Genomic DNA, 15287 nt, shown 5'->3' with positions numbered 1-15287 from the left:
CTTTCATCGGTCGTCCGAAAAAGCTATCAGGGCTGCGGAGAAGGAGGGTTGAATGAGCAGGGAGTTTGCCGATGCTGGCCAAATCGAGCACCGAATTGGTCCGTCAAAAGAACAGCGCCTTGGTCTTGTCGGCGCTGCGCCGGCATGGCCCGCTCGCCCATACCGAACTCTCTGATTTCACCAGGCTCTCATCTGCGACCGTATCGGTCATCACCGCCGATCTCGAGCGGGCGCAGATCATCGAAAAGGCGGAGCAGCAGCCTGCCAGCGGCCGCGGGCGGCCGCGCGTCTTGTTTTCGCAGCGGCGGGATTGCGGCTATCTGATCGTCGTCGTCATCTCGTCGGATGCGGTGCAATATTCCCTCGTCGATTTTGCCGGTCGTCTGATCGACCGCTTTACCGAGGACAGGCAGCAGAACGTTGCGGGAGTGGAGCGCTTCGTGGCCGCCTTGCGCGATGGTTTGAACCGTATTGTCACCCGATCGCAATTGCCGCGCGACAAGGTGCTGATGATCTCGATCAGCAGCAAGGGGCTGGTCGATGCTTCGGCGCCCGTGCTGCGCTGGTCTCCGATCCTCGGGCACGACGAGATCGATTTTGCCGCCGTGCTGCGCGACGATTGGTCCGCGCAGGTCGTTCTCGGCAATGAAACCCTGCTGGTGGCCGCAGCCCTTGGACGGCAGGAAGAAATCAGCACGCGGGGCGATTTCCGCTCGCTGGCGGCGCTATCGCTCGGCCATAGTATCGGGCTCGGCATCGTGCGCCGGGAACATGAGGGCGACCATCATATATCGGCGCCCAATTTTGGGCATATGATGCATGTGCCCGGCGGCGGTCTTTGCCGCTGCGGCGCGCGCGGCTGCATCGAGGCCTATGCCGGTTTCTATGCCATGCTGCGCACGGCCTTCGACGTGCCGCTCGACACGATCCCGGCGAAGTTCGTGCCGATCGCCGAGCTCGACAAGATCGCCGCGAGCGCGCGCCACGGAGGGCGCCGCAACGTGCTGGCCTTCCGCCAGGCCGGACTGGCGCTGGGCAACGGCCTTTCGCGTGTCCTGAGCCTGCATGAGCGGATGCCGATCGTCATCACCGGCCCCGGGGTCCGCTACTACGATCTTCTGATCGAGGGCATCATCGAAGGCCTGGCGGAATCGCATGTCGTGCGCATGGAGGGCATGCCGGAGCTGCGAGTCATCGCCGACGAGCCGACGCTCGTCTTCGAAGGGCATCTGAACCGCGCATTTTCGATCATCGACAATGATATCGTGAAGAGGGGGGCCTCGGTCGTCGAACTGCGCGGCCAGGCGGGTTGAGAGGTGTGGGCGCAGGGCGTGGCCATGCGCTTGGCCGCAGGGTATTGTCCTAATCAATCTGCCGGGCCCAGAGGCCGCTCGTCTTCGCGGACCCGAAGAATACGGTCGATCAGCCCCCATTCCAGAGCTTCTTCCGCCGTCATGAAGTGGTCGCGGTCCATGGCGCGTTCGAATTCTTCGTAGGAGCGTCCGCAATGCTCGGCGTAAAGCCGCGTCATGCGATGCTTCGTTCGCCTCATTTCCTCCGCGTGGATAAAGATATCCGATGCCTGTCCCTGGAAACCACCCAATGGCTGGTGAATATGGATGCTGGCATTTGGAAGCGCGGTGCGCTCGCCCGGCTGGCCCGACATCAAGAGGAATGAGCCCATCGAACGGGCGGTTCCCATGCATAGCGTATGCACCGGCGCCCGGATGTAATGCATGGTGTCATACATCGCGAGACCGCTGGTCACCACGCCGCCCGGCGAATTGATGTAGAGATGGATCGGTCTCTTGGGATTTTCGGCCTCGAGAAACAGCAATTGCGCGCAGACGAGGGCCGAGACGTCATCGTTCACCTCGCCATTCAGGAAGATGATTCTCTCGCGTAACAGGCGGGAGTAGATATCGAAAGATCGCTCCCCTCGGCTGGACTGTTCGACGACCATAGGGACGAGTTGCATCGCTTCGCGCATCGGCGAACTCCAATGTTCTTGAAATTTGAGGTGTATTCGACGCCGTCAGGCAGCGCGCATGACGGTCAGGCTGTTCGTGTTCGCCGCAGTTTTTTCCGTTTCGCGAAGCCGCGCATCGTCGAGCTCGTGGATGATGCGCAGGCTCGTGCCGCCGTTTGCGTTCGAAGATATTTTGAAAGTCACGGTGCTTTCGAGGAAGGGCGGTACATCGTCCCGCAGCCTGTAGCGGACCTCTTTACCCGGCGTGACCGCTATCGCCTCGGGATTGGCCAAGGCGTCCTGCGGCAACCAGTTTTGGCGAAGCTCAGGGGTGCTGATTGCACGCCAGACTTTCTGCGGCGGTTCGCTGAGCTGGTATTCCAGCTCGATACCGTTCTTTCGCTCGGGGATCTTGAGATTGTTCATTGATCCATGTCCTTCAGCAATACCTTGAGAGCTTCGATGCGGGCGGGCCAGTATGCGCGGTATTTCGCCAGCCAGCGGGCGATGAGGGCAAGTCCCTCCGGATCGACTTCGTAGTTCACGAAACGTCCCTGTCGTTCTTCCCTGACCAGCCCGGCACTCCGCAGAACCGCAAGATGCTGGGACATGGCCGGCTGGCTGATGTCGATACCTTCGCGCAGGGCACTGGCATTCATGCCGCCTGCCGCCAGCTTCTCGAAAATCGTGCGGCGGGTCGGATCGGCCAAAGCCTTGAATATCTCATTCTCTATCATGGAAACAAATAAGCATGGACTTATGTGATTCGCAAGAGATTTCGATCCAAGTCTGTTCGGGTGCTCCGGATGCGCCAAAAGAAAAGTCCGCCGCAATGGAGATCGCGGCGGACTTTCGGGAGGATCACATTCCCTGGGGAATGGAGAGGACTTAGTCGATCCTTATCAGCCGGCCTTCCTTGACCGACTGCAGCGCGGCATCCGCCAGCTTCAGGGCGGCAAGACCATCGGCGCCCGATGGTGTGATGGCGGTGCCCTTTTCGATAGCGGCGATGAAGCTTGCGATCTCATTGGCATAGGCTTCGGTGTAGCGCGTCATGAAGAAATCATGGAGCGGCGGGCGGGTATAGCCTTCACCGTTGGCGACTTCGATGGAGAAGGGACGCTGGTTTTCAGCGGAGACCAGGCCGTTCGAGCCGTGAATTTCGATGCGCTGATCGTAGCCATATGTGGCGCGACGCGAATTGGAAATGATCGCCTGCTTGCCCGATGCCGTCTGGAGGATGACGGAAACGCTGTCGTAATCGCCGGCTTCGCCGATCGCCTTGTCGACCAGAACTGCGGCCGTTGCAGTGACGGCGACCGGTTCTTCGCCGAGCAGGAAACGCGCCATATCGAAGTCATGGATCGTCATGTCGCGGAAGATGCCGCCGGAGCGCTTGATGTAGTCGACCGGGGGCGCGCCAGGATCGCGCGAGGTGATCGTCACCATCTCGACCGTCCCGATGCGGCCTTCGTCGATGGCTTTCTTGACAGCCATGAAATGCGGGTCGAAGCGGCGGTTGAAACCGACCATCAGCTTGCCCTTGGTCTCGTTGACGACCTTGATGCAGGCTTGGACGCGGGCGACGTCGAGATCGACGGGCTTTTCGCAGAAGATAGCCTTGCCGGCGCGGGAGAAGCGCTCGATCAGATCGGCATGGGTATCGGTCGGCGTGCAGATGACGACGGCATCGATATCCTTGGCGGCCTCGATCGCCTCGATGGTACGTACTTCACAGCCATAGGCGGCCGAAATTGCTTCCGCAGCCGCCGGAAAGGCATCCGCAACGGCGACGAGCTTGGCGTTGGCATCGCCGCTGACGGCTTTCGCATGCACCTTACCGATGCGTCCGGCGCCGAGCAGACCAAATCTGACAGTCATGATTACCTCCCTGGATTCGGAATAAATAGACCGAACATCAATCACTGTGGAATTTTCATTCCATTTTCCGGCGACGTCGTCAAGCCGCCCGGACTTCACAATTCTGAAAATTCCGCATCCACATCACTTAGCCGAAATCCGGATTCGAAAGCTTATTTATGCGGATGACTTCACAATTTTCCCGATGATGCGCTAAAGACATGTCTTCTTGAACAGGCAAAGAGACCCATGCAACTGATCGATCCCAGCCATCCCATCTACAAGCCGCTTTGGGTGCGCATTCTCATCGTGGCCGTCTGCTTTGGCTGGGCAGCCGTCGAAACGCTCGGCTCGCAGCCATTCTGGGCAATGCTTTCGGGTGCGCTCGGCGCCTATTCGGCCTGGATGCTGCTTCTGAATTTCAAGCCGCAACCGCCTGCGGCAGAGAGCGATGCGACCGCGCGGGACGATGCTGCCGAAAATGATGAGCCGCCCTCCGAAGGCAAATAATCATCGTCGGAGGCGGCGTATGGCTTCGTCGATCAGCTGATTGGCGAGCGTCATACGGGTCGTCGCCTGTTCGCGGAAGGGGGCTGCGACGCCGTCCGGGTGATTGGCCTTGGCGAAGCTGCGGCGCTTTTCCTGCAGGGCTTCGCGCGTGAGGTCGGAGGTGAGTGCGAGTTCGGCGGCGACTTCTTCCCGTGACGTTCGTGCCAGATGCTTTGGCATGACCGGCGGCTTCGGCTCTTGCGGCGCCGATTCCGGCTCCGGCTTCGGCAGGATGATGGGGTCGCCGAGATTGTCGCGGTAGGCTTCGTCCGGACGATGTGCGTCCGGTGTTTCGCCTCCCGGCACCGTTGCGGCAAAGCTGACGTTCAGGCCGCGGATGCGATGCGCGGCCTCTTCCTGTTCCGCAGGCTCCTCTTCGCTGTCGAAGCGATCGAGCACGGATTGAAACAATGATTGTTTGAACAGCATGCGTGGTCTCCACGCCAAGCGTCATAGGAGCGCAAGTTGGCGTGGAGCTTATGGCGGCAACCGTTCTTCGTTCATGTCGGCGAGAGATGCCGGCTTTCTTCCAGGATCATGTCGTGCAGCAGCCGTGCGCTCGGCGGCATCGCGCGTTCGCGGGCGGTGATGAGGCTGTAGGGCCTGACGTCGATGTCGAAATCGATCGGCAGGATCGAGGATTCGCCCGCCTGGGACGTTTGTCCGCAAATGAATTGCGCCATGTCGAGCGCAATCGGCGCGATCGCATCCGTCTTGCAGACCACCGCCAGCGTCAGCAGCAGGGACGAGGTGTTGATGACGTTTTCGGGCAGGGGCACGCCGGAGGCCAGAAAAATGTCTTCCACCTTGCGGCGAAGCAATGTGCCCGGCGGTTGGAATACCCAGTCGTAACCGGCTAAATCGTGCAGGCTGGCCACACCTTTTTCAAGCAGCGGATGTCCGTTGCGAACCACCAGGCAGGCTTTTTCGACGCCGATCTCGTGGGCGGTGAACAGGCGCGGATTGAGATCGTCCGGGATGCGGCTGATGATGAAGTCGTGGCGGGCCGCCAGTAGCTCGCGCGCGAGCACATTGCTGTTTTCCACCTCGATATTGATCTCTATGCCGGGATAGGTGCGCGTCACGCGCTGGATCGCCGGGACGACAAGGCTGATTGCCGGCGCGGTTACCGCCCCCAGAAAGACCGAGCCGCCCTTGCCCGTCCGCAAGGCGCCAAGCTCCCGGCCCGCCTCGCGCAGCTCCAGCAGGATCTTGCGTGCCCGCTTGGCCAAGGCGAGGCCGAAAGGGGTCAAGACGACGCCTCTGGCGACACGCTCGTAAAGCGGGCTTTTGACAATCGACTCCATTTCTGAGAGCATGCGTGAAGCCGCAGGTTGTGACATGTTCATGGACTCGGCGGCCGCGGAAATTTGCCCGTGATCCTCGATCGTGACGATCATCCGCAGGTGATTGAGCTTCAAACCGGCTTTCAACAACGCATCGTCGCGAAAATTGTCGGAATGAATCTCAATGCCGTCGCTGAAATAATCGTTATATATTTTCTCCATAGCGGCCAATTTTCCCCTTCATCGGCAAAAAAGTACTATTTTTTAACATTATATCAAAGTTGGTATATGTTTAGCCAGTTATTCTATTTGACAGTTATACGAAATCGTACGAGTTTGCCGATTGTGCGCTGGGTACAGCTCATAAACCGTGAGAGCGTGGAGGAGACCTACTTCGTTTCTCACAATTAGAAGTAAATCATTCCTTCTACGGAACCTGCCGCAGTTTCGGGCGGGCATTTTTTGTCCGCCGCATTTATTCAACAAGGGAGAGAGTAATGAAATCCATTATCTCATTGATGGCCGGCGCTGCGTTCGGCGTCGCTACGCTGGTGGTACCTGCCTTCGCGGCAGACAAGGGCACGGTAGGCATCGCCATGCCGACCAAGGCTTCGGCCCGCTGGATCGATGACGGCAACAACATCGTCAAGCAGCTCCAGGCTGCCGGCTACGGCACCGACCTTCAGTATGGCGACGACGATATTCCGAACCAGCTCTCGCAGATCGAGAACATGGTCACCAAGGGCGACAAGGTCCTCGTCATCGCTTCGATCGACGGCACCACGCTGTCCGACGTTCTGCAGAAGGCTCACGACGCCGGCATCAAGGTCATCGCCTATGACCGCCTGATCCGCAACAGCCCGAACGTCGACTACTATGCGACCTTCGACAACTTCAAGGTCGGCGTCCTGCAGGCAAACTCGATCGTCGACGCTCTCGGCCTCAAGGATGGCAAGGGCCCGTTCAACATCGAGCTGTTCGGCGGTTCTCCGGACGACAACAACGCCTTCTTCTTCTATGACGGCGCAATGTCGGTCCTGAAGCCGTACATCGACAGCGGCAAGCTGGTCGTAAAGTCCGGCCAGATGGGCATGGACAAGGTCGGCACGCTGCGTTGGGATCCGGCAACGGCCCAGGCCCGCATGGACAACCTGCTGTCGGCCTACTACACCGACGCTCACGTCGATGCCGTGCTGTCTCCGTATGACGGTCTGTCGATCGGTATCCTCTCCGCGCTCAAGGGCGTCGGTTACGGTTCCGGCGGCGTGAAGCTGCCGATCGTGACCGGTCAGGACTCCGAAATCCCGTCGGTCAAGTCGATCATCGCCGGCGAACAGCACTCCACGATCTTCAAGGACACCCGTGACCTTGCCAAGGTTACCGTCAACATGGTCAACGCTCTGATGGAAGGCAAGACGCCCGAAGTCAACGACACGAAGACCTACGACAACGGTGTCAAGGTTGTTCCGTCCTACCTGCTGACCCCGGTCGCAGTCGACAAGACCAACTACGAAAAGGTTCTCGTCGAGAGCGGTTACTACAAGGCTGATCAGCTGAAGTAATCTTCCGACATAGCGGTCAGGGCTCGCTCAATGCGAGCCCTGGCTTTGATATTTAAGACGATCGCGCGGTCTGCTATGTTCGATCGCGGCGTTGGATACGGACAATGGACAATACCATTCTCGAAATGCGGAACATAACCAAGTCGTTCCCCGGTGTGAACGCCTTGGAAAATGTCAATTTGAAAGTCCGTCAGGGCGAGATTCATGCTTTGGTCGGCGAAAACGGAGCCGGCAAATCCACCCTCATGAAGGTGCTATCGGGTGTCTATCCGGCCGGCACGTATGACGGCGATATCTATTACGATGGGGCAGTCCGTCAGTTCAAGACCATCAGGGATTCCGAAGATATCGGCATCATCATCATTCACCAGGAACTGGCGCTCGTTCCGCTTCTGTCGATTGCCGAAAATATCTTCCTCGGCAATGAGATCGTCGCCAATGGCATGATCAATTGGCAGGAAACCTTCAGCCGGACGAAACAGCTTCTTTCCAAAGTGGGTCTCAAGGAATCTCCGAACACGCTCGTAACCGACATCGGCGTCGGCAAGCAGCAGCTCGTCGAGATCGCCAAGGCCCTGTCGAAGAGCGTCAAGCTGCTCATTCTCGACGAGCCGACGGCATCGCTGAATGAAAACGACTCCGATGCGCTGCTCAATCTCCTCATGGAGTTCCGCAATCAGGGCATCACTTCGATCATCATCACGCACAAGCTCAACGAAGTGCGAAAGGTGGCCGACCAGATCACTGTCTTGCGCGACGGCATGACGGTGAAGGCGCTGGATTGTCATGAGGAAGAGATCAGCGAAGACATCATCATTCGCAACATGGTCGGGCGTGAGCTGGCCGACCGCTATCCGCCGCGCTCGGTGCCGATCGGCGAAACGATCTTCGAAGTGAAGAACTGGAACGCCTTCCACCAGCAGCATCGCGATCGCCAAGTGCTGCACAATATCAACATCAATGTGCGCAAGGGCGAGGTGGTCGGCATTGCCGGTCTGATGGGCGCAGGCCGCACCGAATTTGCCATGAGTGTCTTCGGCAAATCCTATGGCCACAAGATCAGCGGCGAAGTCTTCCTGGACGGTAAGCCAGTCGATACCAGCACGGTGCGCAAGGCGATCGATGCCGGTCTTGCCTATGTGACCGAAGACCGCAAGCAGCTCGGCCTGGTTCTGACCAACAGCATCCTGCACAACACGACGCTTGCCAATCTGTTTGGCGTTTCCAAGGCGACCGTCATCGACGACGTGCGCGAGCTACAGGTGGCGACAAACTATCGTTCCAAGCTGCGCATCCGTTCGGCCGGCGTCTTCCAGGAGGCGGGCAATCTTTCCGGCGGTAACCAGCAGAAGGTGGTGCTGTCGAAATGGCTGTTCTCGAATCCGGACGTTCTGATCCTCGATGAGCCCACACGCGGCATCGACGTCGGCGCCAAATACGAAATCTATTCCATCATCAACCAGCTTGCCGCCGACGGAAAGGGCGTTCTGATGATCTCATCGGAAATGCCCGAGCTTCTCGGCACTTGCGACCGCATCTACGTCATGAACGAAGGCCGGATCGTCGCCGAATTGCCAAAGGCAGAGGCAAGCCAGGAGAGCATCATGCGCGCTATCATGCGCTCAGGGGAGAAACAACAATGAGTTCGGCCAACCCAGCCACAGAAAGCAGCCACGTCGTTTCCATCGGCGACCACATCCGCAATAACATCCGCGAATACGGCATGTTGATCGCGCTTGTCGTCATCATGTTGCTGTTTCAGTATTTGACGAACGGCGTTCTCTTCAGGCCGCAGAACCTGACCAACATCGTGCTGCAGAATTCGTTCATCGTCATCATGGCGCTCGGCATGCTGCTGGTCATCGTGGCGGGCCATATCGACCTTTCCGTCGGCTCCGTCGTCGGTTTCGTCGGGGCGGTCGCCGGCGTCCTGGTCGTGCAGATGCATATGAATCTCGCGCTCGCGACGGTCCTTTGCCTGCTGATGGGTGCCGCGGTCGGCGCCTGGCATGGATATTTCATCGCCTATCACCGCATTCCGTCGTTCATCGTGACATTGTCGGGCATGCTGGTTTTCCGCGGCCTGACCTACGCCATCATCAACACGACCGGCAACGGCAGCAGCATCGGCCCGTTTCCGCCGGCATTCCAGATCGTCGCTACGGGCTTCATTCCCGATTTCACCGATATAGGCGGTATCCATTCGACGTCGATTTTGCTGACGGTCGCCATTCCGATCGTCATGTTCCTGCTGTCATGGCGGCGCCGTGCCGTCAATGAAAAGCACGGTATCGATGTCGAGCCGTTCAGCTTCTTCCTTGCCCAGAATCTGGTGGTTGCTGCTGCGACTATCTTCATCGGCTATCAGATCTCTTCCTACAGAGGCATGCCGAACGTTCTGGTTCTCATGCTGCTTCTGATCGCGCTCTACAGCTTCGCCACGCAACGCACGACGATCGGCCGCCGCATCTACGCCATGGGCGGTAATGAAAAAGCCACGAAGCTCTCGGGCATCGATACCCGCCGCCTGACCTTCTATACATTCATCAACATGGGCATCCTGGCGAGCATCGCCGGCATCATCATCGCGACTCGCCTGAATTCGGCAACCGCGAAGGGCGGTGACGGTCTCGAACTCGACGTGATCGCAGCCTGCTTCATCGGCGGCGCTTCGGCTTCCGGCGGTGTCGGCAAGGTGACGGGTGCCGTTATCGGCGCGTTGATCATGGGCGTGCTGAACCAGGGCATGTCGATCCTCGGCTACCAGACGGACTCCCAGAAGATGATCAAGGGTGCGGTGCTGCTCGCCGCCGTGTTCATCGACGTCTACAACAAGAACAAGGGCTGATCGCCTAAGCGACCAGCCGAGACTTTTAAAACCAAATCCATGACAGAGTCCGGCTCTCGCTGAGAGCCGGAACGGTAGAACGTGTCCGATCTCTGTCTGTTAGGAAAGGATGAAGGATATGCTCATCTCGCAGATCAAGGGTTCGAACGGCGAGATCGTCGTTGCGGTCCGCAACGGCCCCGGTGAAACCGCCAAAGCTGTCATCAATGGCGGCAGCGTCTATGCTCTGGCGATCGAAGCCGCCGATAGCGGCAAGTCGCTGGCATCGGTGATCGAAGCCCATGGTCTCGGCGAGCCGATCGATCTCGACAAAGCCTATGCCGAAGGCCGCTTCCTGCCGCCGATTACGCATCCCGACGCAGCTCACCTGCACCTGACGGGCACCGGCCTGACGCATCTGGGTTCTGCCGCGACGCGCGATTCCATGCATAAGAAGACGACGGAAGCCGCTGAGGAAACGCTGACCGACTCCATGAAGATGTTCAAGATGGGCATCGAGGGCGGCAAGCCGAAGGCGGGTGAGAAGGGCGTGCAGCCCGAATGGTTCTACAAGGGGAACGGCTATGGCGCTGCGGCCCCGGGTGCGGCACTCGTGTCTCCGTCCTTCGCGCTTGACGGCGGCGAAGAGCCGGAAATGGCCGGCATCTATGTCATCGCCAAGGACGGCACGCCATTCCGCATCGGCTTCGCGCTCTCGAACGAGTTTTCCGATCACGTCACCGAGCGGATCAACTATCTTTATCTCGCCCATTCCAAGCTGCGTCCGGCAAGCTTCGGGCCGGAAATCCGCATCGGAGTGGCGCCGGAGGATATTCGCGGCACCTCCCGCATCAAGCGCGGCGACAAGGTGATTTTCGAGAAGCCTTTCCTCTCCGGCGAGGCGAACATGTCGCACACCTTTGCGAACCTTGAATATCACCACTTCAAGTACGGCATCTTCCGCGTCCCAGGCGATGTGCATGTGCACATGTTCGGCACGGCGACACTTTCCTTCGCCGAAGGTATCAAGCCGGAAGTCGGCGATATCTTCGAAATCGAAGTTGGCGAATTCGGCCTGCCGCTGCGCAATCCGCTCGCGGTTGCTGCCGAGGACGACGTGGCTGTTCGCCAGCTGTAATGCATCGAGCCCGGCCGCAAGGATCGGTCGGGCATCTTCAATACGATCCAGGAAGGCATGACGCCATGACCATTCATCAGAACCTGATTGCCGGGGAATGGACGGGAACGAACGGCACCGAGAACATCAATCCGTCGGATACGAACGAGGTCGTCGGCCTCTATGCGAACGCAAGCGCGCAGGATGTTACGGATGCGATCGCTGCCGCCAAGGCCGCTTTTCCGGCCTGGTCGCGTTCCGGCATTCTGGAGCGCCACACGATCCTGAAGAAGACCGGCGACGAGATCCTCGCCCGCAAGGACGAGCTCGGCGCGCTGCTTGCCCGCGAAGAAGGCAAAACGCTGCCCGAGGCGATCGGCGAGACGATCCGCGCCGCGCAGATCTTCGAATTCTTCGCCGGCGAGGCACTCCGCCTGGCAGGCGAGGTGCTTCCTTCGGTGCGCCCGAACATCGGCGTCGAGATCACGCGCGAGCCGCTCGGCGTCATCGGCATCATTACGCCCTGGAACTTTCCGATCGCCATCCCGGCCTGGAAGATTGCGCCAGCGCTCTGCTATGGCAACACCATCGTCTTCAAGCCGGCCGATCTCGTGCCGGGCTGTTCCTGGGCGATCGTCGATATTCTCCACCGCGCCGGCTTGCCGAAGGGCGTGCTGAACCTCGTCATGGGCAAGGGCTCGGTCGTCGGCCAGGCGATGCTGGACAGCCCGGTTCTTTCGGGTATTACCTTCACCGGTTCGGTCGGCACGGGCAAGCGCGTGGCACTGTCCTCGGTCGAGCACGGCCGCAAGTACCAGTTGGAAATGGGCGGCAAGAACCCGATGGTCGTGCTTGACGATGCCGATCTGACGGTTGCCGTCGAAGCGGCTGCCAATTCCGCCTTCTTCTCGACCGGCCAGCGCTGCACGGCTTCGTCGCGCCTCATCGTCACCGAAGGCATTCACGACAGGTTCGTGGCGGCGCTGACAGAGAAGCTGAAGACGCTCAACGTCGACAATGCCATGAAGTCGGGCACGCATATCGGCCCGGTCGTCGATGCGAAGCAACTGAAGACGGATACGGACTATATCGAGATCGGCCGCCAAGAAGGCGCCAAGCTCGCCTTCGGAGGCGAACTCGTCAAGCGCGATACACCCGGTTTCTATCTGCAGCCGACGCTCTTCACGGAAGCGACGAACCAGATGCGCATCAGCCGCGAAGAGATCTTCGGCCCGGTGGCTTCCGTCATCCGCGTTAGGGATTACGAGGAGGCTTTGGCCGTCGCCAACGATACGCCGTTCGGCCTGTCCTCCGGCATCGCCACCACCAGCTTGAAGCACGCGACGCATTTCAAGCGCAATGCGGAAGCCGGCATGGTGATGGTCAACCTGCCGACGGCGGGCGTCGATTTCCACGTGCCGTTCGGCGGCCGCAAGGGCTCGTCCTTCGGCCCGCGCGAGCAGGGCAAATATGCCGCCGAATTCTTCACCACCGTCAAGACGGCTTACACGCTCGCCTGATCATCGATTTCAAAGTCCAGGCGCGAACGAGGCGGCCTGTGCGACGCAAAGGGTACTGAGATATGAAAAAGAAAGCTGAATGGCCGCGCAAGCTGCGCTCCTACGACTGGTTCGGCGGCACCGGCAAGAACGCAATCATGCACCGCTCCTGGATGAAGAACCAGGGTCTGCCGGCCGATACATTTGACGGCCGTCCGATCATCGGCATCTGCAACACCTGGTCGGAGCTGACGCCCTGCAACGCGCACCTGCGCGATCTTGCAGAGCGCGTGAAGCGCGGCGTCTACGAGGCGGGCGGTTTCCCCGTCGAATTTCCGGTCTTCTCCGTCGGCGAGAGCACGCTGCGCCCGACGGCGATGATGTTCCGCAACCTCGCTGCCATGGATGTGGAAGAGGCGATCCGCGGCAATCCGGTCGATGGCGTCGTGCTGCTCGGCGGCTGCGACAAGACCACGCCGAGCTTGCTGATGGGTGCGGCTTCGGTCGATATCCCCGTCATCCTCGTTTCCGGCGGCCCGATGCTGAATGGCAAGTGGCGCGGCAAGGATGTCGGTTCCGGCACGGCGATCTGGCAATTCTCGGAAATGGTGAAGTCGGGCGAGATGTCGCTGGACGAATTCATGGATGCGGAGCAGGGCATGGCGCGCTCGGCCGGTAGCTGCATGACCATGGGCACGGCCTCCACCATGGCATCGATGGCCGAAGCGCTCGGCATGACGCTGCCCGGCAATGCTGCCATCCCGGCCGTGGATGCACGTCGCCGCGTCATCTCGCAGCTTTCCGGCCGCCGTATTGTCGACATGGTCAAGGAAGACCTGAAACCATCAGATATTCTGACCAAGGAAGCCTTCGAAAACGCCATCCGCGTCAATGGCGCCGTCGGCGGTTCGACCAATGCCGTTCTGCACCTGCTGGCGCTTGCCGGCCGCGTCGGTGTCGATCTCTCGCTTGACGATTGGGATCGCCTCGGCCGCGAAGTGCCGACGATCGTCAATCTGCAGCCGTCGGGCAAATACCTGATGGAAGAGTTCTACTATGCCGGCGGCCTGCCCGTCGTCATCAAGGCTGTGGGAGAAATGGGCCTGCTGCATAAGGACGCCATCACGGTCACCGGCGATACGATCTGGGCCGGCGTGAAGGATGTCGTCAACTACAATGACGATGTCATCGTTCCCCGTGAGAAGGCGCTGACGCAGTCGGGCGGCATTGCCGTTCTGCGCGGCAATCTCGCACCGAAGGGTGCCGTCCTGAAGCCGTCGGCGGCTTCGCCGCATCTGATGCAGCACAAGGGCCGCGCTGTCGTGTTCGAAAGCATCGAGGACTACCACGCCCGCATCAACCGTGACGATCTCGACATCGACGAGAACTGCATCATGGTGCTGAAGTACTGCGGCCCGAAGGGTTATCCGGGCATGGCCGAAGTCGGCAACATGGGCCTGCCGCCGAAGGTGCTGAAGAAGGGCATTACCGACATGATCCGCATTTCCGATGCGCGCATGTCAGGTACGGCCTATGGCACTGTCATCCTGCACACCGCTCCGGAAGCTGCCGACGGCGGTCCGCTGGCGCTGGTCCAGAACGGCGACATCATCGCCGTCGACGTTCCCGCCCGCACCATCCAGCTCGAAGTGTCGGATGAGGAACTGGCAAAGCGCCGCGCCGCCTGGGTTTCCCCGGTCAAGCCGCTCACGGGCGGTTATGGCGGTCTCTACGTGAAGTCGGTCATGCAGGCCGACACCGGCGCCGACCTGGACTTCCTCGTCGGCCCGCGCGGCTCGGAAATCCCGAACAACCGCGACAGCCATTAAAATCATTGTCTGAATCAAAAGGGGCGGGCGAAAGTTCCGTCCCTTTTTCATTGCCGCATCTTGGAGTTATTGACGGCCTCGCGTTAGATGACCATACGTTATGTACATCTGTACAGGAAAAATGGACATGTCTATCAAGTCTGTCGGTGCAGCCGAATTCAAGGCAAAATGCCTTCATCTGATCGATCAAATGGGCGACGACGGCGAGCCGATTATCATTACGAAGCGTGGAAAGCCCGTCGCTTTGCTGACGCCCGCATCGGAGAAATCAGATCGCCGCAGCATTATCGGCGCGATGAAGGGCAGTGTTCTTCGATATGACGATCCGTTTCTGCCTGCTGTCGATGTTGGCGAATGGGATGCGACGCGTTGATCGTCATCGATACCCATATTCTGATCTGGGCCATGCATGACGATCCGAGGCTGAGTGCTCGGGCTCGTGAACTTATCGATGAAACGACGGCGCGCAGCCGCATTCTGGTCTCGGCGATTACGCCTTGGGAAGTCGCCATGCTTGCTGAGAAGGGACGCGTCGCACTTGGTGACGACGTCGGCCGTTGGCTCGCCTCAGCGCTGGCTTTACCCGGTTTGCAATTGGCTCCCATAGAGCCGCAAATCGCGGTCGATAGCGTTCGCCTGCCGGGCGAATTCCATGCCGGCCCGGCTGACCGGATTATTGTCGCGACGGCACGCTTCCACCGTATCCCGCTGCTGACGGCCGACAAAGCGATCCTTCACTATGGCGACAAAGGCCATGTCGCGGTTTTCCCTGCCGGATGAATTGCCTCT

Annotated in this window: 16 protein-coding genes; 10 read left to right on the top strand and 6 right to left on the bottom strand. The window is 59.6% G+C overall.

What is annotated here, in order from left to right:
• The first annotated feature begins 71 nt into the window (after positions 1 to 71).
• On the top strand, positions 72 to 1313 hold the full coding sequence (locus C7U61_RS13415; RefSeq protein WP_106998542.1) for an ROK family transcriptional regulator: 1242 nt from the start codon (positions 72 to 74) through the stop codon (positions 1311 to 1313).
• Positions 1314 to 1366: 53 nt separating this feature from the next.
• Here C7U61_RS13415 and C7U61_RS13410 read toward each other — a convergent pair whose 3' ends face one another.
• The 4 genes from C7U61_RS13410 to iolG all read right to left on the bottom strand — a co-directional run bounded on the left by C7U61_RS13410 (position 1367) and on the right by iolG (position 3850).
• Positions 1367 to 1990, bottom strand: coding sequence for an ATP-dependent Clp protease proteolytic subunit (locus C7U61_RS13410; RefSeq protein ID WP_106998541.1), 624 nt, complete (start codon positions 1988 to 1990; stop codon positions 1367 to 1369).
• Positions 1991 to 2035: 45 nt separating this feature from the next.
• Positions 2036 to 2395 (bottom strand): SRPBCC domain-containing protein, encoded by a 360-nt coding sequence (locus C7U61_RS13405; protein ID WP_106998540.1) that lies wholly within the window; start codon positions 2393 to 2395, stop codon positions 2036 to 2038.
• Positions 2392 to 2706 (bottom strand): metalloregulator ArsR/SmtB family transcription factor, encoded by a 315-nt coding sequence (locus C7U61_RS13400; RefSeq protein WP_106998539.1) that lies wholly within the window; start codon positions 2704 to 2706, stop codon positions 2392 to 2394. Before C7U61_RS13400 ends, C7U61_RS13405 begins: the two co-directional genes overlap by 4 nt.
• A 151-nt stretch (positions 2707 to 2857) precedes the next feature.
• The gene (iolG, locus tag C7U61_RS13395) at positions 2858 to 3850 is read right to left on the bottom strand and encodes an inositol 2-dehydrogenase (protein WP_106998538.1); all 993 of its coding nucleotides are present in this window, start codon (positions 3848 to 3850) and stop codon (positions 2858 to 2860) included.
• Between the two features lie 228 nt (positions 3851 to 4078).
• Between iolG and C7U61_RS13390 the strand changes: the two genes are divergently transcribed.
• Complete coding sequence (locus C7U61_RS13390) at positions 4079 to 4339, top strand: hypothetical protein (protein ID WP_106998537.1); 261 nt, start codon at positions 4079 to 4081, stop codon at positions 4337 to 4339.
• Here C7U61_RS13390 and C7U61_RS13385 read toward each other — a convergent pair whose 3' ends face one another.
• Together C7U61_RS13385 and C7U61_RS13380 are read right to left on the bottom strand one after the other, a co-directional pair.
• A complete protein-coding gene (locus C7U61_RS13385) occupies positions 4340 to 4807 on the bottom strand; it encodes a hypothetical protein (protein WP_106998536.1) in 468 nt (155 codons plus the stop codon). It lies immediately after the preceding gene.
• A gap of 71 nt (positions 4808 to 4878) precedes the next feature.
• Positions 4879 to 5886 (bottom strand): LysR family transcriptional regulator, encoded by a 1008-nt coding sequence (locus C7U61_RS13380; protein ID WP_106998535.1) that lies wholly within the window; start codon positions 5884 to 5886, stop codon positions 4879 to 4881.
• A 275-nt stretch (positions 5887 to 6161) separates the two neighbouring features.
• Here C7U61_RS13380 and chvE point away from each other — a divergent pair, with 275 nt between their 5' ends.
• From chvE to C7U61_RS13340, 8 genes are all read left to right on the top strand, one after another.
• On the top strand, positions 6162 to 7226 hold the full coding sequence (gene chvE / locus C7U61_RS13375; protein ID WP_106998534.1) for a multiple monosaccharide ABC transporter substrate-binding protein: 1065 nt from the start codon (positions 6162 to 6164) through the stop codon (positions 7224 to 7226).
• A gap of 104 nt (positions 7227 to 7330) precedes the next feature.
• Positions 7331 to 8869: a multiple monosaccharide ABC transporter ATP-binding protein gene (gene mmsA / locus C7U61_RS13370; protein WP_106998533.1), complete on the top strand. Its 1539-nt coding sequence runs from the start codon at positions 7331 to 7333 to the stop codon at positions 8867 to 8869.
• The gene (gene mmsB, locus C7U61_RS13365; protein ID WP_106998532.1) at positions 8866 to 10074 is read left to right on the top strand and encodes a multiple monosaccharide ABC transporter permease; all 1209 of its coding nucleotides are present in this window, start codon (positions 8866 to 8868) and stop codon (positions 10072 to 10074) included. Before mmsA ends, mmsB begins: the two co-directional genes overlap by 4 nt.
• Positions 10075 to 10192: 118 nt before the next feature.
• Complete coding sequence (araD1, locus tag C7U61_RS13360) at positions 10193 to 11191, top strand: AraD1 family protein (RefSeq protein ID WP_106999096.1); 999 nt, start codon at positions 10193 to 10195, stop codon at positions 11189 to 11191.
• A gap of 65 nt (positions 11192 to 11256) precedes the next feature.
• A complete protein-coding gene (locus tag C7U61_RS13355) occupies positions 11257 to 12690 on the top strand; it encodes an aldehyde dehydrogenase family protein (protein WP_106998531.1) in 1434 nt (477 codons plus the stop codon).
• Between the two features lie 62 nt (positions 12691 to 12752).
• Complete coding sequence (araD, locus tag C7U61_RS13350; RefSeq protein WP_106998530.1) at positions 12753 to 14498, top strand: L-arabinonate dehydratase; 1746 nt, start codon at positions 12753 to 12755, stop codon at positions 14496 to 14498.
• Between the two features lie 127 nt (positions 14499 to 14625).
• The gene (locus tag C7U61_RS13345; protein WP_106998529.1) at positions 14626 to 14871 is read left to right on the top strand and encodes a type II toxin-antitoxin system prevent-host-death family antitoxin; all 246 of its coding nucleotides are present in this window, start codon (positions 14626 to 14628) and stop codon (positions 14869 to 14871) included.
• Entirely contained in the window at positions 14868 to 15278 is a 411-nt protein-coding gene (locus C7U61_RS13340) for a type II toxin-antitoxin system VapC family toxin (protein ID WP_106998528.1), read from the top strand. Before C7U61_RS13345 ends, C7U61_RS13340 begins: the two co-directional genes overlap by 4 nt.
• Positions 15279 to 15287: the final 9 nt, after the last annotated feature.

The organism is Rhizobium sp. JAB6 (assembly GCF_003024605.1).
In the GTDB taxonomy this organism is placed as follows: Bacteria; Pseudomonadota; Alphaproteobacteria; order Rhizobiales; family Rhizobiaceae; genus Rhizobium.
The sequence above is the reverse complement of the archived record's forward strand: the minus strand, read 5'-3'. Positions and strand labels throughout refer to the sequence as shown.